We start from the raw sequence: 21,815 nt of genomic DNA on the forward strand, positions 1-21,815 counted from the left end.
GTTTATTAAAAGGAGTGATTTTATGTCTTTGGATATATTGAATATGACAATAGATAAAACTCAAAATATACCTATATTAGTAGGAAATACTTCCTCATTTAATATAAAAATAAAAAACTTAAGTAATACTCTAAGACTTTATAACTTAAGTTTGTTTTTAAATTTACCGGATGGAATGGTTCTTTCTAGTTCAACTCTACCTCAAACATCTAGTGTTCCTAATATAGACGGTAGTGCTAATTATTCTTGGGTTAACTTAAAAGATTTGGCGCCACTTGAAGTCGACTATACTTTTTCTATTACTGTACAATGTAATACTAAATTTAAAAGTGGTGATACAATACCTTTTGACTATATATTTTCAGGAATTACAGTTTTATGCCAAGTTGATACTATGCCTAGAGGCTCTTATGATATAGGAAATCAAATTTTAACACAACAATTAGATATGACTTTTAAAACTGTACGATTTTACAGTACTATTTCTACTTCAGGGAAAGTTTTAAAAGGTGCAGGAACTTCTTCTAACTTAGATAACTATACACAAATTCAAACTACTACTTGCAAATTTTTTAATAATGCAGTATCCACATCTTCAGTAAATATATCTATATTATTAGAAGATGGAATTAGATATATTGGAAATATATCTATATCTGGAGCGGACTCTTCAAAATTTATTAATCCTACTATAAGTTCTGTAAATATTGATGGTAAAATATATACTCAAATTTATTATGGAAATATTAATTTATCAATAAACAGTAATACGACTTTAACTTTTAATTACGCTGTATGGAATCAATATAATAATAATCAAGGTGATTTTATAATTCATGGAACTGTCTTAAATATGCATGTTAATATGTATTCAGCTGATCCTCTTATAGTCTCAAATTCAAATAGCGAAACTAAATTTACTGCTATGGACTTAATTATAAATACTTATACAAATAATAGATTAGTAGATGTACAAGATTATGTTACGTATACTTATACATTTAGCGTTGGTCAATACTATGATGTAGAGGATATAATAGTTAATTATTATTTACCAGATGGTATATCATATGTTTCAAGTTCATCTACCCCAACTTCTATTGACGACAATCCTGTTATTCAAGGTCTTAACTTAACTTATAACTTTAGCTTAGCCGCTCAAAATTCTAGTACAACTATTACTATCTATGCTAAAATTGATAGTTATTACAGATATAAAAAAGATTCCCAATCTATAAATCTTCCAGTAGTTGCATCAGACCCATTTTTAGCTACTACAAATATTTTAGGAATACTTATAGGACCTTTCTCTACAGTAACTGATAGTTCAAGTACATCATCTAGTATAAGTGTAGGTTCTATAGATAAACAGTTTATAAAGGGATACTATAAAGATGGAACTCCTAAAAATATAGATACTCTAGCTCCTGGTGACTTAGCTGAGTATTTATTATCATATAATGCTTCTAGTTTAAAAGCTATTCAAAAAGAAGTTTATATAGATGACTTTTTCCCTCTTTCAGTAGATCCCATAGATAACTTAAATTATATATATACAGGTTATAATCCTATATTATCCCCACAACTTATAAGTCCTCATGGTGTAGATTTTTATTATGGAGATATTCCTGGATTATCATCTTCTAGTATTAATTTTAAAGTTCCAATAGCCCAACTTGGTTCATCTACTCAAAATGTAAACTTGATGAAATTAAAAGGAATTAACACATACGGGTATGCTTATAGCAATAGAGATCAGGTTAACTTTAATATAGGTACTCCAAATTTACAATTAACTAAATCTGTAAATGGTCCTAATAAAAATTCTATAAAAGTAAATGAAGTTTATACCTACTCAATTACTATATCTAATACAAATAATCTAGGTACAGAAACCGATGCTTTTAATTTCATACTTTCTGATACTTTGTCTTCATGGTTTGTAATTGATCAAAATAGTATAAATGTTAGTGGTTCTGGTAGTTATAGTTCTATCGATATGCAAAACGAAAGTATATCTGTTAATATAAATAAATTATCTCCTGGTCAATCTCTAACTTTAACTTATAAAGTAACTATAATTTCTACTTTAGCCCCAAAGGTTACTATAAAAACCACTGCAACTAATACAAACCCTTATTCTCAAATATATGAAGAAGGGTCTACTAATTTTCAATACTCTAATCTTATAAAAAGTGCATCAACTACTTTATCATCAGCATCTATAACTCTTACGAAAACTAATATCTCAGATGTATTTAAAGTAGGATCTCCCATAACATATATACTTAGTGTTGTTGTTCCTCAAGGAACTATAGCTTATGGGTTATATTTAAAAGACATACTTCCAAGTGGTGGTCAATCTTATTTAGGGCCAGCTTCAAGAAATAACGAACCTATAACTCCAATAATATCTTCAAATACAGTTACTTTCCCTAGCGAGGGAACAATTGATGCTAGAGTAACTTCTCAAACTATTAAATATAATATGACATGTACAATAACAAATGCTAACAAAACGCTAAACTCAACTACATCAACCCAAACAAACTCTATACAATGTTTTTACCAACAAATTCAAGGAGGTAGCTTTTCTAGTGTTAGTAAAAATTTATCTGTTACTATAAACCACCCTAACTTAGTTATGAATCTAACCGCGATAGATAAATCAAATTCTACACTTTATAACCAAAATGCAAATATAACTACTAATTCCATTATTCAATTTAAGCTTACGTTCAAAAACAATAGCTCTATTAAATTAGTAAATGGAACTATAGAAATACCTCTAAATAATAACTTTTTGTTTACTGAAATAAATACATCTATATTTTGTAATGCTTATTACAATAGCTCTTCTAATAAAATTGTTATTTCTATTCCTATACTAGATGTTTCTAATACTGGTTATGTAATATTTACAGCAATACCTCAATCAACGCTTAGATCTGGTACATCTATACCTACGCAAGCGACTGCTATATCTTATTATAATGATATATCTACTATAAAAATATATGGCGGCGAAAAAAGCAATATAATAACTTGCTCTTTATCTCCTGGCGTATCTCTTACTCCAGACCCATTAACTAAAATAAATGATTCCACTTCATTTATAGTTACACAACCTGGTAATACTGCTGTTATAGTTGACTACTTCAAAAATATTGGTGGAGGTTATGATGATTTCACATTAATCATACAAAAAGTAGGAATACCATACACACTATATATCGATAATATTAAAATAGCTGATGTCCCAAAAAATACTCTATATCAACAAACATTGCCTATCATGTCAAATTTAGCACCTAATACAACTAAAGTTATAAAAATACATGCTTTAATTCCTTACGATAATCCACTTGGAACTAGATATGACTTTATAGTGACTGCCAAGTCAGTTACTAATCCTTATCCTGAACAAACTGTATTAAATATAGATCCAAGTTTTTAAAGTACAAAATCCCTTATATAAGACTATTTTTTAATCTTTATATAAGGGATTTAACTTTTTATTTGTTTTAAATTATTATCAAAATACATATATAAATTTGTACTAGTAAATATTAATTTTTTATTTATTAAATTTACTGAAGCATAATTTACATTAACCTTTATATTTTCATTTCTTATGTACGCAATACCTATAGGTGTCATTAAGTATGATGAAAATCCAAATTTATATCTAATTATATTAGTATTATTATCTTTTTTATTTTTAGATAAAAATGTATTTTATAATCTATATACCCAATAACAACTAAGTTGCACATATTAGATTTATTCTTTTGAATAATTCTATTAATTGGACTATCTACCAGTTTTGTGCTTATTACTTTTATATCAACCTCAAATTTTAGAATTTTAGAAATATCTTTTTTTAGTCTTATATTCTCACATATGTTTATTTCCTTAAATACTTTTCGTTGAAATTCACTACTTACAATATTGCTATCAATATTTAATCTTACTGGCACTTCCTCTATATTTAATATATAGTTTTGTTGTATAGTTGAAAAATTTGTTATTGGATGTATGAAATATTGAGGTAAAACTATAACCTTAAATTTTATAATTACACTACTCCTGTAATTAATTTTATTTATATAAAACCCATTGTCAGGTCTTAAACATCTTTTTTTGATATTATCAACCTTAACTGAATTTTCTATAAAAATAGTTCCTTTAGGTATTTTGTCTTTAAAAAATACATTTGTGACAGTAAAATTACTTACATTAGTTATAACTATACTGTAGGTTAATATATCAAATGCATATGTAGAATTTTTATCTACAAATTTTTCTATATCTAACATGTTTTTTATTATATCTGTTGATACTACATTACTAAAATTTGTTTTAGTAACTAATGGACTATCTTGAGTTAACCTATACTTAAAATCAACTCTACATTCATTAACAACTCTCATTGAATCACCTTTTCTTTTTTGTATAACTACCTTTTAGTAAACTTTATACTAGTCTATATACTGAATTAACATAGTAAGACTTACTAAAACTTGGTTTTTGCTGACTTTAGCAATGGTTATATCTTCAATTAAGTATCTTAAATCTATAGTTTTTGTTTTACATATATCATCTGGAATTACAATAAATGTACTGAACGGCATGTTAAAATTTATTATCTCTCTTTTTATATTTTTACTTTTTTACCTTTAGAAGTACATTCTAGTATCAAACTCATATTTGTATTTCCTACTATAATTAGATTCTTCCCACTTAGATGCTGTCCTTCTAAAGAAGTCCCTTTTATACTTTCAGTTACCTTACTATCTATTATCTTAGTTGAATACACCTCTACGTTTGGACTAGTGTTTTCTATATTTGAAATATCTAAGTTCTTACTATTTATATGTAAATTTTGATATATATTTAATTGCTTAAAATATTCTAAAGGTGGCATTTCTTCAAAACAAGATAATTTACAATTCATTTTTTTAAAATTTACTTCCATATAGCCTTCTCCATTAATATTAATTTTTTGATTATATTTTTATCAATCTATTAAATAATATGTGCGTTACTTAATTTAAATAACTACCATCTTAATAAAAAAAGAAGAGCTTCTAAGCTCTTCTTTTTTATTAAGATCTATTACGACTGCAAATACTCTTCAACTTCAAGTTCTCTAATTTCATTAAGTTCTTCATCTGTATACTTTTTCATAGAAAATCCTGTTACTCCATAAGTAAATGAAATAATTGGAGTTATCCAGCTTAAAAAACAATATGGTATAAAATCAAATGGACTCACCCCTAATGTTTGACTACAAAATATTGCATTTGAATTCCAAGGAATTAATGGTCCTCCAAGAGTTGCCGTATCTTCTATTATTCTAGATAAATTTTCTGGTTTTAATTTGAACTCTTTATACAAAGGCGACATAATAGTTCCTACAAATACAGATGTAAACATCATCGAAGAACTAAATGCATTTGCAAAATAACTAGTTATAAATGTTGCTCCTACTAACTTTGTTCTAGAGTTTCCTATTTTTCTAATCATTGGTTGTAGTAAAACTTCTAAAAATCCAGTTTTTTGAAGTATTCCTGCTATAACAAAAACTATAAATACTAAAAGTACAGTTTCTGCCATACTCATCATACCTCCACGATTTAATAGTTTGTCTGCATATTCAAGTCCTGTATCTACAGAATATCCATTTAGCATATAATTTAGTAAATCTCCTATTTTTTCTCCTTCTTGGAAAACTGCTATAACTCCACCAAGAATAGCAGAAGCTAATATCGATACTATTGGTGGTTTTTGTAGTAAAAGTAATATAAGTAAAAAGATTATTGGAAGTAAAGCCATAAATCCTATATTAAAATTAGCTTTTAAAACATTTATAACTTCATTGATTTGATTGTAATCTATTGTATTGCTTGCATATTTAAATCCAATTGAAGTATATAAAACTATGCATATTATATATGATGGTACTGTGGTATACAACATATGTTTTATATGAGTTATTACATCTGTCTTACAGACTGCTGCAGCTAAGTTTGTAGAGTCTGATAAAGGAGATATCTTATCTCCAAAGAAAGCTCCAGATATAATAGCACCTGCTGTAAGTCCTGCTGGAACTCCCATGCTTGTCCCTATACTCATTAGAGCAATACCTGAAGTTCCCAAAGTTCCCCATGATGTTCCGGTTGCTATCGATGTGAGAGAACATACTATTAATGTTGTTAATAGAAAATATTTAGGTGTTATTATCGTAAGACCACTATATACAATAGTCGGTATTGTTCCTGCTGCTATCCATGTAGCAATTAATACTCCTACTGATAATATAATTAAGTTAGACTGAAACGCATCTTTTCCCACAGAAAATCCAAATTCTTCAATTTCACTATTAGTATAACCTAATTTCATAGCTGCCGGAACAACGATTAGCCATGATAGTAAAAACATAGTTGTTATAGATGCCTTAAATACAACCATTCCAACCGTAGTCAAGGATATAATCGCAAGCATAACTAAAACTGCAAATCTAAATGTAGGTTTCTTTTTTTCAACATTTGTACACATGGGGAAACTTCCTTTCTCTTTGATTAGTTTTTGGTATCGTTTTCACATTCCTTAAAATTTAGACCTCAAAATAATTCTTATATAATTTTGAGGTCTAAATTTTTTACAATAAATCTATAGCATTTTTTATTCTTGTTAAAGCTTCTTCAACCATAGACCTAGGACAAGCTAAGTTTATTCTTTGATACCCTTGTCCACCTATTCCAAATGAAGGTCCATTGTTTAATGCAACTTTAGCATTTTCTACTAAAAACTTGGCAACTTCATCATCACTTAATCCAAGTTCGCTAAAGTCTACCCATAATAAATAAGTTCCTTCTGGTTTTCTTACCTTTAACTTTGGCATGTTTTGCTCAATATAATTAACAGCAAAATCCATATTGCCTTCTAAATAATCTATAAAATCTGTTAACCATTCTTCTCCATGGTTATATGCGGCTTCTGTTGCAACTAAACTAAATGCATTGTTTCTTCTAATATCTATTCTTGCAAAAGCTGAGTCTAGTGCTTTGTAATCCTCTTCGTTAGGAAGTATAACTTGAGACATTTGAAGTCCTGCTATATTGAAAGTTTTAGTAGGCGCCATACAAGTAATACTGTTTTGTTCAAATTCCCTACATATTGATGCAAAAGGTATATGTTTATGACCTTTGAAAATTATATCACTGTGTATCTCATCTGAGATAACTTTTACATTATGATTAATACATATATCCCCTAATTGCTTTAGCTCTTCTTTTGTCCAAACTCTTCCAACTGGATTATGAGGGTTACAAAGTATAAATATTTTTACATCTTTTATCTTAGCTTCGATATCTTCATAGTCCATAACATAATTTCCATCTTCTAATTTCTTTAAAGGACTTATAACTAATTCTCTTTTATTATCTTTTACTACACTATTGAAAGGACTGTATACTGGTTCTTGTATCATTATCTTGTCACCTTCATTAGTAAGTTCTTGTATTAATATACTAATTGCAGGAATAACTCCTGGACTAAAAACTAGCCATTCACTTTTTATATTCCATCCAAATCTTCTAGCTACCCAATTTACTATTGATTGGTTATAAGAGTTTGGTCTAGTTGTGTATCCATAAATACCTTGTTCGAGTCTGTTTCTTAAAGCATCTATTATGCATGGAGCTGCTTTAAAATCCATATCTGCAACCCACATAGGAATAAGATCATTAGTTCCATATTTCTTATCCATTTCTGACCATTTAGCTGCAAAGTTATTACTTCTATCAATTATAGTATCAAAATTATAATTCATTATTTACTACCTCCAATAAATTCTTTATACTTACAATGTATAAGCAATATCTATGCCAAATCTTTTTAATCTAAATTACATTTTCAAAGCAAAGCTATATATACAGTAATTCCAACAAATAGTAAATAATTTATTTAATATATTTGTTATTTATCTTAATATTATTTATACAAATTTAAAAACGCCTTTTTTAATTTCTACTAAATAAATAAAATAGGTTTAATAGGTTAAACAATTCACCCCATTAAACCTTTTTGTTAAACTTCTTCTTTACATTATTTTAAATAAGTCTAACTAATTTTTTATAATTATAAGTTTTTACTATAATTATCATATGATTTCGCTATTTAACATCTTCATTTCAAAGTAATATGATATTAATTGAAATAAACACCTTTAAAATACAGAATCTGGAGTAGCTAAAGCTATAGAAAAATTTGTTTTAAGTTAAATAAAAACACTATTTAATAGTGTTTTTTATTTAACTTATGCTAACTCTTGTTTTAATGCTTCACTGTAATGGTTACAACTTTCATATCTGTAATTTTTCCCATTAGATACTAGCATTATAACTTGAATCATTGTAAATACAAGAGAAGTTCTTTTTTTATAAGCCATATATCTTCCATCCCAAGACTCACAATATTTTTCTTTAAATCTCTTTAGTCCTTCAAAAGAGTAAAAATATTGTCCATGAGAATAAATTTTAGCAGCCATTTTTTCTCTTAAAAATGAATATTTAGATCTTCCCACATTAGATAAAGGTGCCATTCCCATATTAAATCTTGAATATCCATGCTCTATCCCATATTTAAATAAATTTACAAATATAAAATCCATTATCCCATTACAGCTATCTTTTGAGAAACGCATTAAATCTATAGATAATGTTTTATTGCCATCATACATAGGCATTAAATTTGTAAATCCTTTAATTTCTCCATCTTTATTTTTTACTATAGCAATAGCATCTAAACTTAAATATTCTTCATCGAAGAATCCAACTGAGAATCCTTTTTCTGGTCTTCCTTCAAGCCATTCATCAGAAATATTTTTAATTTCTTCAAGAAAACTTTTACTAAATGGCGGATACACCATTTCAAATGTATATCCTTCTTTTTCAACTCTAGAAAGCGCATTTCTTACACTTTTCATTTTACGTCCTTCTAACGTAAACTCTTCTAAGTTTACAGATGCCTCTTCACCTAATTTAATAAATTCATATCCAGTTTCATGTAAATGAGGTATCATCTTTTCATCTATTGCTGTAAAAACAGGTATGTACCCATATCTATCAGACATTTCATAAAACTCTTGGATCGATTCAAAGAACTTGCTATCATCACCTACAAGGTTCCCAAGAACTACTAACTTATTTGCATATACTTGATATTGAAGCATAACATCTTCATCTTTATTCATATATACAAACTTATCATTTAAATTTACAAAGTGAATTACAGAGCTTCCATTATACTTTTTTAATATATTGTCTACTTTATCTTTACACTGATATAATTTAACTTTTTGAAAGTCATTCTTTTTATTTAAGTAATATAAAATAACTAAAAACGCTACTGCAATTAAAAATCCAATAGTACTTATTGCTCCAAATTTGCTTACTTGTTCAAAAGTATGGTAATTACTTAAATTAAATATAGAGTTGCTAGAAACTTTTAAATGAGTGTTGTTGTAAGCTATATATATATATAATCCTTGGAAAAATAATAATATTAATGAATTTTTTAGTATATCTCCCCATCTCATTACAAATCCATCTCTATAAAATTGGTTTTTACTAATTTTTAATACTACTCCTACAATAATTAGATATGTACTAACCTGATATTCAAATCTAATAATTAAAGATACAAGAATTCCAATTATAACTAATGCCATAGTTATCTTATACACATTTTTAGATTTAAAGCTTATTACTCTAGACATAGCAATTAATAAAAATCCAATTATAATAGAAAATCCACCAGACATACATGTAATTTTAAATCCTAAAATTTGATTTACTACATGTATTCTCTCTACCATACCAGGTATAGCTTGTGATGCTAAAAGTAATAATCCCGCAGAAAATACTAATATAATTAGTCCATAATGAGCAAATTTTGATGATACTATTGAAACTAAATACTTTTTATTTTTATCTACTTTGGTCCAAAGTTCAGATATATATAATAATAATCCTATAAGTAATGGTATTATATAGTAAGTTAATCTATATAAAAATATAGCTAATATTACCTTCTCTGATGCAACGCCTAGAGCATTAAGTCCTGTTAGTAAAGTTAAATCAAATGTACCTACCCCACCTGGAGACATACTTATTATCGCTACAGCTATAGCAGCTACAAATATTGGAAAAAATTGTGCTATCGATATATTTTCTCCTAATATTATCACTATTGAATACACTAAAGTTATAGTCGTAATCCATTCTAATAATGATATTCCTATTATTTTAAATGTATCTATAACATCTCTTCTTATCTCATTTTTATACTTTATATATCTTCCAACTAAAATCAATGTTAAAATCGGTAAATACATACTTATGCATATAGTTAACACATTTGTGATACTAATTTTACCAAGATTAAATTTCATCATTATTAGATATATAAAACATGTCATTGAAAATCCAGTTAGATTTAAAGCTACTACTTTGGATACCTCTTTGGCTAAATGTTTTTTGTCTTTAACATACGGATTGTAAAAATGACTTTTTAAAGCAATAGCACTGCTTCCTCCAAATCCAACAATACTAGATACAGAACTGGCAATCCATGAGTATTTATACAATTTTTTATTATCTAAGTTTATTCCAACTCTCTTCTTGATTATAAAATCATAAAAAGTTAAAGGTATATATGAAATTATGCCCAGCGAAATAATAATAAGTATATTTCCTAATGTAAGCTGATGTGCATAAGTATAAAATGTTTCGATGTTAAATCCGCTAATAATATTAGCTGACTCTTTAACTGTTATTCCTAAAATAATTACTACAAATAATATTTTTAATCCTAGTATTAGTCTATTTTTATTTGTTTTGATAACCATCACCTCTCTAATTTATTTTACTTTATCAAGTCTACCACATTACATTATGCTTTTTCGCTTTATTACAAATTTGTTATGTACATGTAACATTACTGTAAAACACTCTATATATTAAACATATTAATTCTTAATTCTTAATTTTTTTAAGTGATATTTCTTAATTTTTTCTTTAGAAATTATTCCTTATTTGCATCAAAATAAAAGTGCGCATATAAATATAATTTATATGCGCACTTTTATTTTATAGCTTATTTCCTTTTATATCGAATTTTCCTGGAATCGGATTATAAGATTCTATTTTTTTACCTGGACTATTTGGATCACAACTAATACCTAATAACTTATCTTCATCAACTATTATATACATAACTGTGGAATTGACTTTATCTCCTTTTTTAGAATCTAATGGATGTTTTTTTACAACCACTGTATATTTACTTAAATCGCTTAAATTATTATAATTAGGTTCAATTTTATACGCTATACTTTCTTCTTCAGATATATAATAACTCTTCTCTTCATCGAAACTTATAAGTCTTAAATCATTATCTTCTATAATTTTTTTATAATAGGCGGTGTAAGTACCCTTTGAGATATATTTGCTTCTATTGTCATATATGCACATAATAAAATACCTACTAATAGTCCTGATTTTAGACTTCTATATTTTGATTTTTCATAAGTGTCTAGCTCATCTTTCTTTATATATTCATAAAAATTTGTAAATGTTAACTGTATATAAGGCCCTACCCAAATATATGCTATTCCAAAGGTAAATCCAACTAAAAGCATCCATCCAATAAAACTTAATGAAAGTAATATATAGTCCCAAATATAATTTTTAATAATACTGATAGATTTTTTAATAGCTTCAATTAATGAAATATCTTGTTTATCTGCAACAATGTATTGAAGTTGTGAAAAAATTATAGAGAAAAATAAATTTGATATACTACTTATAAATGCAATCATAGTTAATCTTGTGTGACTATCTTTTACTAAAAATATTGGTATAGCTACAAAAGGAGCAGTCATAATAAAAGTTATACCCATCTGAAGCAATATAGCTCCATATGATTGATATAGTATATTAAATCCTTTTAAGACATCTTTTGCTTTGATTTTATCCCCTTTTATACAATCTAAAGATACTATATTTAATCCTACTACTAACGGAGTAGATACAAGCATTGATATGATACTTATAACCAATGTCATTCTATACGATGTGAAAATTTCTTCACTTAAAAACTGTGGTATAAACGTAATCATTCCAACTAATACAGTAGCTATAGTAATATCTATTTTATTATCAGCTAACTGTCTCCTAGCTTCTACTTTCATATCCACCCTTAATTCACTTTTATTCATTTTATTCCCCCCTGATTTGTTGCTATATAATCTATTTATTATAAATTATATATATTTTATGCTTAGCTTTAGTTACAACATCCTTACAAATATTAGCAAATAAAAACTTATCTGAAATTTATTTTCCATGTCTTTTTTACATTTTTAAAAAGATATTACCATAAATATTATGGTAATATCTCGAAATTCCTTTAATTTATTCTAATTTTTTGTCCTTAGTTCTTATATTCATTTAACAGTATTTGTTCCGTAAACACGTCTAAATCTGTTTTACTTTCTATTCCTGTGATTATTCCTGACTCAGAATATTGCCATCCAATATAATTTTCTCCCCATATAGGATTGCTTTCCGGATTACTTGTTCCGTATTGAGCTATCCACAAAGGATATCTTCCTAATCCAGATTCTGAATCTAAATTATTTTGAGCAAAATTAGTATATGTGTAAATAGCTACATCCAATCCACTTAATATTTTAACTTCCTCCAAAAACTCTATTGCCTGTCTAGATAGTTTTGATTTGCTTAACCCTCCTGTTTTTTCTAAATCTAAAACTAGCTTGCAGTCACATTTTAATTTCTTTATCGTACTTACAAAATGTTGAGCTTGTGCTTTAGGTGTTCCAGAATTTACAGGATTAAAAAAATGATAAAAACCTATCTTTAGTCCCTCTGCTCTTGCTTCATTATAGTAATCTCTAAATCTAGGATCTATATAATTAGTTCCTTCTGTTGCTTTTATATAAACAACTTGAATTCCACTATTAAAAACATCTTTAAAATTCACATAGCCTGTCCAATGACTGACATCAATACCTTTTAATTTATTCACATAAAACCTCCTTTTTAAAATTTCTCCAAGTAAAGTCCCCCTAATCTATATAATATTCAAAAAAATTTTTTATGTTCCTTTACATTAAATAATTTATAAAGTAAAAAAGTTTGATAGACTGTACTACTTATCTATCAAACCCTTTTGTTTTCTTCTAAAAATAGAATTCCTTTTTCTGTTATTACCGATCCACCTCGTCCAGATAAAATTTTTATAAATCCAAACTCTTGTAATTCTATTAATATACTTCTAATTTGTTGCTCAGTTAAAAATATCTTTTCTGCTAATGCATATTCATATATTTTCCTTCTTCCAATTCTCTGTTTTAAAACATATGCATTATTTATTTTCTCTAGTACAAATATATAATCTCTTAAATCTCTTTTTAAATTAGATATGTTTTGAATATCATTTTTCTTTGATAATTCTAAGCAATAATCTTTATGTTTTATTGACTCTAACATGTACTCAGGTAAATCATATACTTCTATTATACTTTTATCTAAATATGAACAATACTCTACTAAATTTCTTAATTCTCTTATATTTCCTTCCCAGCTATATGTTTTAAAAACCTCAACAAGTTCATCTGAAAGGCTAAATTTCACATCAAGATTTTTCTTAAATGATTCGAAAATTAAAAATACATCTTCATTTCGATTTCTAAGTGGTGCAATTTTTAATGGCAATACATTTAATCTATAAAACAAATCTTTTCTAAATTTATTTTCGCATACTAGCTTTTTTAAATCTCTATTGGTAGCTGCTATAATTCTTATATCCACATCTATAATCTTATCTGAACCAACTCTTCTAATTTGTTTTTCTTGAATTACTCTAAGAAGTGTAGCTTGAGAGTTCAAGTCCATTTCTCCTATTTCATCTAAAAAGATAGTACCTTTATTAGCTAATTCAAACAATCCAATTTTTCCACCCTTTCTAGCTCCTGTAAATGCCCCTTCATCATATCCGAAAAGTTCACTTTGTAATAATCCTTCTTGAAAAGTGCTACAGTTTACAGCTACAAACGGTCCTTGGCTTCGTCTTGACGCACTATGTATAGATTGTGCAAATAACTCTTTACCTGTACCACTTTCACCAATTATAAGAATAGATGAATCAGATTGAGCCATTTTATATGCAATTTTTTGTATTTTTTATAGAATCGCTACATCCAATTATATCGTCAAAATTATATTTACTTACATTCCCTGAGCTCATTAACTGAGCTCTTAACTTCGCTTGTTTCTTTTCAGCTTGATGGAATTTGGATACTTTTATTATAAATCCATTAAAAACACTTATATGCGTGTATTTAATCTCCATGTTTATATCTATATTATTTACTTTAATAAGTTTTTGAAAATATGGAACTTCTTTTTTAATTATTTGATCAAAATCTAGAGATTTTACATATTCACCTATATATTTTCCTATCATTTCATTTCCATTGATAGATAATATTTCTCTGGCTACGTGACTATAAAACTGCACTATACCATCATTACTAACTCCAATAATTCCATCGTCAATTGCAGATAATAAAAAATCAAATTGATTCTCTAATTTAGTTTGGGTTACTAAAAGCTTTTCTGTTATATAGCTAATTGGGACAATCTTATCCATAAATTTTTTTACTAAATCCTCTTGAATAAGACTTTCTAAATTGAGCTTCATAGCTATATCTGCAATAGAACTTAAATCTATTATTCTATATTCTAAATCTATAATCTTGCAATTTTTAGCTTCTATATTTAATTTTTCTCCTGGTGTAAGAACTATTGAGTTTTCTGGTATCTTTTTCATCTCAGGATAGCAAGGTATAAGATTTGGTATATCTACACCTAATCTACATATAATTGCTATTGTTTCTAATGCCATACTTTTTGATAAATTATAAACAAATACAGTTTCATTTTTATTTATCTTGCATATTTTTTCAAAACTTGATTTTTCAAAAGTTAAATTAGGTATGATTATCTGTGCATCTAAATTGCACATCTTTAAGATTTCTTCATATTTTAAATTTACAGAAAGAAGAATTAGTTTTTCTTCAAAGAAAGTAAATCCGCCCTCTTCAAAAGAATACAGGTTTATCTTTATACTGTCTCCTAAAAAATAATTTATTTGATTTGCATATATCTCTCCTGCATCTTTTTTTAATGTTACTATAGCTAATTCTCTTTTTTCATTTTTATCCCTCATATCTAATATTCTATAATCATTAAATAAATTATAACAATATCATATATAAATTGCAAAATATAGTAAAGAGAGATAAATTAGCTTTATCTCTCTTTACTATGTTTCTAATTACATTTTTTTATATAATCAACAATCTCTTTTGCTGTATCAATTAAGTAATCCCCTTTAAAGTAATTTAATTTAATTTCTTCAAAATTACCAATTGCTGACACAACTTTAGGAGTTTCTTCAAATACACCTAAAACATTCATATCTTTATCTAAAACTGCAATTGTGGGAGCTTTATAATTTTCAATTTTTAAAATAGGAGCTAAAAACTTTTTACCTCTTGTTATACTTATTACTGACATATTGAAATTCTGATTTAAATCGCAAAGTCTTTTAACTACACTTACATTAAGTTGGAAATCTGGACAAAAGATTTCACCTGAAACTAAAAAGTTTATTTCTTTATCAAAATTTTTAACCTCTTCTATTAAATCATTTGGTAAGTTGATGCGAGAAGTATTTTTTACTACTATAGCTCTTTCTTCTTTCGTTCCTACTCCTACAGCTGATTCAAAACTTACTCCTACTTCAAATAGCTCTTTGATGTTCATTCCATATTAATAAATCCTCCAATATATAATTTTTGTACTATTAATATAAAGCAATTACTATGCCAGTTTTTGAAGGCTTACATTAAATCTTATTTATAAGTTTCAACCTACTTAAAATATCACATTCTATAAATTTTTAATTTATAGAAACTAGTTAAATTTAATTTTTAACTTTGGTTTTATTGGTTATTATGGTTGTTATTTAACCCTGTTAACCCATTTATCTATTTCTACAAATGTCTCATTATAGGTTACTTGGCCTCCCATATCTGAAATTCCACTATCTGTTAAAACATTTGGATTACCATGTTTTTCCACCATCCAACATAAATTAAAATTATATCATCCCCTACACTATCCGTTATTTTAATTTGAACTTTTATACTTCTATTTTTACTAACTAATTTTACAATGTCATTTTCTTTAATATCTTCTCTATCTGCCATGTCTTCATTTATATAAGCTTTTGCTATTTCCTCTTTATCCATCATATGCTGACTAGAAATACTATCTCTACAGTGATTAGTTAGTAATCTATACTTATTTCTTTTCTCAGATTTTATATATATAGGAATTGGATTTACACCATCTAAGATGGCATCGTTTGAATATAGTTCAATTTTTTTTGATGGAGTGTCAAATATTTTTTCTTCCCATGCTATAGGATTATGTATAGTCAAATAATTGTTTTTTATTGTATCTAAATTTATATTTCTATCAAGTTCCACCAATGGCTTTATTACCTCGCATATATATTCTAACTTAGATACCATTGGATAATCTTTCATGTTTAAACGTTTTGCTAATTCCATAAAAAAATAATATTCATCCATTAGTTTATTTTGGGGATTTACTGCTTTTTCATTATATATAATATAAGGATTTGTCATTGATGAATATAATAAATCTTCACTCTCCAAAGTATTTGTACATGGTATAAATAAATCACACTCTTTTGCAGTATCTGTCATAAACATATCGAAACATACTTTGAAATCTATATAATTAAAAGCTTGTTTTATATCTACTACATCAGCTAGTTGATTCAATAAATTACTCTTTGTTATAACTGCCATTTTGATAGGAGTTTTACTATTCATAGCTTCTTTTATAAACTTACTAATGTGGCTAGTGTAAAAAAATCTATTATCACAATAATCCTCACTATTAAATGGATCTGTATTTAAAACTGATGGATATACTTTGTTTGCATAATTAATACCTCCACCAGCAAATCCTACTTGCCCAGTTATAGCCCCTAAAGCATCTATAGCTCTTATATTATTTCCTCCATTTTTATATTTTTGTATTCCATACCCTATATATATAGTAGAGTACTTGTCTGTATATAATTCTACTAATTCTTCTACTATATTCATCTGTACTCCACATTCATTTAATAATTCATCTAAATCTAAATTAAGTATATAGTCCTTATAGATATCAAATCCTACTACGTATTTATCTATATACTCATTATCACAAATTCCTTTTTCTATTATAATTTTTGTCATAGCCATAGCTAATGCTCCATCTGTACCCGGATTTATTCGTATATATTTATCTGCAATTTTAGCTGTATCTGTATATATCGGATCTATAACAACTACCTTTACTCCTTTAGCTTTTGCTTTTTTTATCATTTGAAATGTATGTATTGTAGTATATGCTGGATTTTTTCCCCATATACAAATACTTTTACTATTTAAAATATCTTCTAACGAATGACTTTTAGATGTTCCATAATCATATTCTTGTGCTTTTATTCCAGCACTCCAACAAGGGCCTCCCTTGCTTTTACTTACTCCTCCATAAAAATTAAAGAAGATATCACCTATGTCTTTTAAAACTGAACCACTTCCGTATTGAGTGTAATATAATATAGATTTTGATGAGTATTTATCTTTATATATCTTTAGTTTTTTGGCAATTATATTTATAGCTTCTTCAAAACTAATTTCATTCCAAACTCCATCTATTTTTATTAACGGATTATATATTCTATCTGGGTTATTTAATCTTTTTAAATGAGATCTTCCTTTATTACATATAAATCCTTTTGTATAGGGATGATTTTTATCACCCTCTATTTTTATAACTTTTTCATCTTCTACATATACATTAAACTTACAACAATCAAAACAATCTAGCGTACATCCATGACTTAAAATTTTCATTAATAACTCCCATCCCTCTTATTTATTTTGATAAATAATATTTTCTTTATAGATAATAATATAAACATCTATACACACAATCAATACTTTATATACTTAATTTGCATAAATTTTTAGATATGATATAATGTTAGACAATTTAACCAAAATGTAGATAACTTTTATGAGGTGATAATATGGAATTTTTAAGAATTCAATCTGAGAATAATAAATATTGGAATGAAATAATGGAGATGTATAATACAAGCTTTCCATTATTTGAACAAAGAACTTTAGAGGATCAAATCTTAGCTTTACAAGATGAAAAATATTACTGCATGGCACTTTGTGAATCTGATTCACTAATTGGACTTTTATTTTATTGGGATTTAGGCAAATTTGTATATATAGAACATTTTGCAATTTCTTCAAATTTAAGAGGTAAAAGTTATGGCTCTAAAACTATTAAAGAGTTTTGTAAAATTAATAAAAATGTAATTTTAGAAATAGATCCACCTTTGGATGATGTATCTATTAAAAGATTAAATTTTTATTCAAAATTAGGGTTTAAACTACAAGAATTTGATCATACGCATCCATCATATAGAAAAGATACACCTGCTCATGAACTAAAGATCATGACTTATCCAGATGATATAAATAAGTCTGAATTTAATAATTTTAGTAATTTTTTAACTAATATAGTAATGAAATACTCTGAAATATAAAAATAGGTACATGCTAGCATGTACCTATTTTATTTATTTTCTACTAGTCTATCAATTATACTAACTAAATTAGCAATTTCCGGTTTAGTTATTTGTTCATCTGCACCTATAGATTTTCCTTTTATTCTCATTTCTTCGCTTATCAATGAAGAGAACAGTATTAAAGGTATATCTTTAAGCACACTATCATCTTTTACAAGTTTTGTTAATCTATGTCCATCCATTAATGGCATTTCAATATCTGAAACTATGCATGAAACATGGTTTTTAACAGGTTCTCCGCAAGTCTTAACTTCTTCTAAGTATTCCCATGCCTCTTGTCCATTATCAACTTTTATTGTGTTTTTGTATCCCGCTTTGTGTAAACATTCAACTATCATCTTAGAAAGTAACATTGAATCTTCTACTATTAGTATAGTTTTGTCATTTTCTTTACGTTTACCTAATCTATCTATTTCTTCATATTGAATACTTGACTCAGGACTTATTTCTGCAATAATTTTTTCAAAGTCTAGTATAGTTATAAGTCTATCTTTATATTCTGCTATACCAGTTGAAACTCCTTCGTCTCCACCGTAAATTACTTTATCTGGTTTTTTTATATCTTGCCATGAAACTCTAGCAATACCTACTACAGATTCAACATGGAAAGCAAAGTTTAACTTATTGAAATGAGTTACAATAAATATATCATTATTTTTATGTTCTCCCTTAGGCAAGTTTAAATACCTACCTAAATCTATAACTGTTATTATTTCATTTCTAGGCTTAAATACACCTTCTACTAATTCATGTGAATTAGGCATTTGTTTTACTGGTTGTGCAATCATTATTTCTCTAACTTTTGCTACATTTATACCAAATAATTCACCTGCTATAGTAAACTCCATAATTTCAAGTTCATTTGTTCCCGACTCTAAAAGAATTTTTGTTTTACTAGTATTCTCTGAAACGCCCATAGTTACCTCCCGATTTTTATTTTCAACTATAAAATATACTTTCTATATATACGGAAGATTCTTTTAAATCTAGAGATACGTATTTACCTATATTTATATATATACTATTAAAAATATTATATATATTTCAAATAGCTATAATTATTATTATAATTATTAACACTCCACTTAAATTATCTACTAGTGATGAAGGATTTAAATAAAAATAAGGATTAATCCAAAGCTGCTTATTTTATTTTCTTTTTATTTCCTTTTCTAAACCATTTAAATAAAATAAATTTAGTTTAAACTCTAAATCTGAAATTCTATTACTTTTAAATAAACTTTCTAAGTCATAAAGTCTTTGATATTTTGTTGTTTTTCTTCAGTTGTATTACAATTGTTAATCTCATCTTTTAATGATTTATTCTCTTTAATTATTTTGTTAATTATTTGCTTTATATCTGGTATTTTTTCTTCTATTAAAGCAAGTTCTTTTGAAGTTAAATTTTGATTCTTCAATAACTTTATTGCTATAACCTCAATCTTTTTATTTTCTATTTTTATTGTATTTGAAAATTTTTCAACTTCACTTAAAGCTCCTAATTTTAACTTCACTTCAACTTCCGATATTAACCCCTTTTTCCCCATAATCTTTACATTATTTATCCCTCTATTGATTAAATCTTTTCTTTCTTCATCTGAATTACAATTTTTTATTAAAATCTTTAATTGTTTTATATCTTCTTTCAATTTTTCAGCTAATTTTTTTATATCAGGATATTTAAGGTTTATAAATTTTTCTTCTGATTTATTTATACTTTCTCCACTTATAATTTTCATCGCTATTAAGGTTGCTTTTTGCAATTCGTCTTTAATTCTAATTACTATAGCTTCACATTCTTGGTTTGGAGTTTTAATTTGTTGTTTTAACTGTTCTTTATTACCTATAGCCATATTTGTTTTATTTCCTACATCATAAGAATTTTTATTTATATTAATCATCAGTTCACTCCTAAATATGATAATAATTTATAATCATATTGTTTATATACGGATTAAATAATTTATAGCTAAGTTAAATCCTCCAAAGCTAGACAATATAAAGTTATTAATTTATAATAATTTTATATTTAAAGTAATTTACAAGTTAATAACTTTTCATATATAAGTGCTTTTGTAGAAAGGATATACTATGAATAAAATAGGATTAATATTAGAGGGTGGCGGTATGCGCGGTATATACACCGCTGGAGTATTAGATTTTTTATAGAAAAAAATATAGAAGTTGATATAACAATCGGTGTATCTGCTGGTAGTTGTCACGCTTCTTCATATTTATCAAAACAATATAAAAGAGCATATAATGCTACTGTAGACTATATAAACGATAAAAGATATCTAAGTTTTTCTAATTTAATTAAAACTGGATCAATCTTTGGTATGGATTTTATGTTCAATAAAATTCCTAATGAACTAAATATCTATGACTATGATACTTTTGCCAAATCTAAATCTAAATTTGTAGTGGTTGCTACTAATTGTGAAACTGGATCTCCAGAATACTTTGAGTTAAAAGATTTGAAAAAGAAATAATTTATATGCAAGCATCTTGCTCAATACCTATGTTTGCAAATATAGTAGAAATAGATGGTTTTAAATTGGTGGATGGAGGTGTATCTGATTCCATACCTATCGAATACGCTTTAAATCAGGGTTATAAAAAAAATATAGTTGTTTTAACTCGAGATATTACTTACACAAAAAATAAGCAAAAATTTCTTCCTATCGTAAATAAAAAATATAAGAAATACCCAAATCTCGTTAAAGCAATTGAGAATAGACATTTAAATTATAACAAAAGTCTTAATTTAGTAAATAAATTAGAAAAAGATGGGGACGTTCTAGTTATTAGACCTAAAAACCCAGTTAATGTTAGCCAAATTGAAAAGAATGCTAAAAAACTTACAGCGTTATATGAAGAAGGATATGATAATGCTAAGGAGTTGTATGATAAAATTTTAGATTTTATAAAAAAATAACTGAACTTACTTACGTAAGTTCAGTTATTTT

General features: G+C 26.6%; 20 protein-coding genes. 4 read left to right on the forward strand and 16 right to left on the reverse strand.

The window, feature by feature from the left end:
- Positions 1-22 precede the first annotated feature (22 nt).
- The gene (locus LEQ07_RS03810) at positions 23-3,457 is read left to right on the forward strand and encodes an isopeptide-forming domain-containing fimbrial protein (RefSeq protein WP_263329605.1); all 3,435 of its coding nucleotides are present in this window, start codon (positions 23-25) and stop codon (positions 3,455-3,457) included.
- Positions 3,458-3,692: 235 nt separating this feature from the next.
- Here the strand turns inward: LEQ07_RS03810 and LEQ07_RS03815 are convergent, their stop codons facing one another.
- The 14 genes from LEQ07_RS03815 to LEQ07_RS03875 all read right to left on the reverse strand — a co-directional run bounded on the left by LEQ07_RS03815 (position 3,693) and on the right by LEQ07_RS03875 (position 18,097).
- On the reverse strand, positions 3,693-4,433 hold the full coding sequence (locus LEQ07_RS03815) for a DUF11 domain-containing protein (RefSeq protein ID WP_263329606.1): 741 nt from the start codon (positions 4,431-4,433) through the stop codon (positions 3,693-3,695).
- A gap of 48 nt (positions 4,434-4,481) precedes the next feature.
- The gene (locus LEQ07_RS03820; protein ID WP_263329607.1) at positions 4,482-4,634 is read right to left on the reverse strand and encodes a hypothetical protein; all 153 of its coding nucleotides are present in this window, start codon (positions 4,632-4,634) and stop codon (positions 4,482-4,484) included.
- A gap of 23 nt (positions 4,635-4,657) precedes the next feature.
- The gene (locus LEQ07_RS03825) at positions 4,658-4,978 is read right to left on the reverse strand and encodes a hypothetical protein (RefSeq protein ID WP_263329608.1); all 321 of its coding nucleotides are present in this window, start codon (positions 4,976-4,978) and stop codon (positions 4,658-4,660) included.
- Positions 4,979-5,118: 140 nt separating this feature from the next.
- Complete coding sequence (nhaC, locus tag LEQ07_RS03830) at positions 5,119-6,561, reverse strand: Na+/H+ antiporter NhaC (RefSeq protein ID WP_046822575.1); 1,443 nt, start codon at positions 6,559-6,561, stop codon at positions 5,119-5,121.
- Between the two features lie 103 nt (positions 6,562-6,664).
- Positions 6,665-7,837 (reverse strand): MalY/PatB family protein, encoded by a 1,173-nt coding sequence (locus tag LEQ07_RS03835; protein WP_263329609.1) that lies wholly within the window; start codon positions 7,835-7,837, stop codon positions 6,665-6,667.
- Positions 7,838-8,323: 486 nt separating this feature from the next.
- Positions 8,324-10,915, reverse strand: a complete 2,592-nt coding sequence (mprF, locus tag LEQ07_RS03840) for a bifunctional lysylphosphatidylglycerol flippase/synthetase MprF (protein ID WP_263329610.1) — start codon at positions 10,913-10,915, stop codon at positions 8,324-8,326.
- Positions 10,916-11,156: 241 nt separating this feature from the next.
- Complete coding sequence (locus LEQ07_RS03845) at positions 11,157-11,540, reverse strand: hypothetical protein (protein ID WP_263329611.1); 384 nt, start codon at positions 11,538-11,540, stop codon at positions 11,157-11,159.
- The gene (locus LEQ07_RS03850; RefSeq protein WP_263329612.1) at positions 11,468-12,286 is read right to left on the reverse strand and encodes a DUF975 family protein; all 819 of its coding nucleotides are present in this window, start codon (positions 12,284-12,286) and stop codon (positions 11,468-11,470) included. The genes LEQ07_RS03845 and LEQ07_RS03850 overlap by 73 nt, the downstream gene beginning before the upstream one ends.
- A 215-nt stretch (positions 12,287-12,501) precedes the next feature.
- Positions 12,502-13,116, reverse strand: coding sequence for a GH25 family lysozyme (locus LEQ07_RS03855; protein WP_052952013.1), 615 nt, complete (start codon positions 13,114-13,116; stop codon positions 12,502-12,504).
- Positions 13,117-13,250: 134 nt separating this feature from the next.
- Positions 13,251-14,249 (reverse strand): sigma-54 interaction domain-containing protein, encoded by a 999-nt coding sequence (locus LEQ07_RS03860; protein ID WP_263329614.1) that lies wholly within the window; start codon positions 14,247-14,249, stop codon positions 13,251-13,253.
- A 1-nt stretch (position 14,250) separates the two neighbouring features.
- Complete coding sequence (locus tag LEQ07_RS03865) at positions 14,251-15,321, reverse strand: PAS domain-containing protein (protein WP_263329615.1); 1,071 nt, start codon at positions 15,319-15,321, stop codon at positions 14,251-14,253.
- Positions 15,322-15,425: 104 nt separating this feature from the next.
- On the reverse strand, positions 15,426-15,920 hold the full coding sequence (locus LEQ07_RS03870) for a thioredoxin family protein (protein ID WP_263329616.1): 495 nt from the start codon (positions 15,918-15,920) through the stop codon (positions 15,426-15,428).
- A gap of 198 nt (positions 15,921-16,118) precedes the next feature.
- A complete protein-coding gene (locus LEQ07_RS20700) occupies positions 16,119-16,241 on the reverse strand; it encodes a hypothetical protein (RefSeq protein ID WP_332842898.1) in 123 nt (40 codons plus the stop codon).
- Positions 16,208-18,097: a molybdopterin-dependent oxidoreductase gene (locus LEQ07_RS03875; protein ID WP_332842899.1), complete on the reverse strand. Its 1,890-nt coding sequence runs from the start codon at positions 18,095-18,097 to the stop codon at positions 16,208-16,210. Before LEQ07_RS03875 ends, LEQ07_RS20700 begins: the two co-directional genes overlap by 34 nt.
- A 176-nt stretch (positions 18,098-18,273) precedes the next feature.
- On the opposite strand from LEQ07_RS03875, the gene LEQ07_RS03880 reads away from it, so the two are divergent.
- On the forward strand, positions 18,274-18,804 hold the full coding sequence (locus tag LEQ07_RS03880) for a GNAT family N-acetyltransferase (RefSeq protein ID WP_046822810.1): 531 nt from the start codon (positions 18,274-18,276) through the stop codon (positions 18,802-18,804).
- A gap of 29 nt (positions 18,805-18,833) precedes the next feature.
- Here the strand turns inward: LEQ07_RS03880 and LEQ07_RS03885 are convergent, their stop codons facing one another.
- Positions 18,834-19,763 (reverse strand): chemotaxis protein, encoded by a 930-nt coding sequence (locus LEQ07_RS03885; protein ID WP_263329617.1) that lies wholly within the window; start codon positions 19,761-19,763, stop codon positions 18,834-18,836.
- A gap of 327 nt (positions 19,764-20,090) precedes the next feature.
- Positions 20,091-20,747, reverse strand: a complete 657-nt coding sequence (locus tag LEQ07_RS03890) for a hypothetical protein (protein WP_263329618.1) — start codon at positions 20,745-20,747, stop codon at positions 20,091-20,093.
- Positions 20,748-21,185: 438 nt separating this feature from the next.
- On the opposite strand from LEQ07_RS03890, the gene LEQ07_RS22855 reads away from it, so the two are divergent.
- Together LEQ07_RS22855 and LEQ07_RS03900 are read left to right on the forward strand one after the other, a co-directional pair.
- Positions 21,186-21,338 carry a hypothetical protein gene (locus LEQ07_RS22855; protein WP_263329619.1) on the forward strand — a complete coding sequence of 51 codons (153 nt, stop codon included), beginning with the start codon at positions 21,186-21,188 and terminating at the stop codon, positions 21,336-21,338.
- 5 nt (positions 21,339-21,343) lie between these two features.
- Positions 21,344-21,784, forward strand: coding sequence for a patatin-like phospholipase family protein (locus tag LEQ07_RS03900; RefSeq protein WP_263329620.1), 441 nt, complete (start codon positions 21,344-21,346; stop codon positions 21,782-21,784).
- The last annotated feature ends 31 nt before the right edge of the window (positions 21,785-21,815 follow it).

It is taken from the genome of Paraclostridium sp. AKS73 (genome assembly GCF_025671395.1).
GTDB classification, from domain to species: Bacteria; Bacillota; Clostridia; order Peptostreptococcales; family Peptostreptococcaceae; genus Paraclostridium; species Paraclostridium benzoelyticum.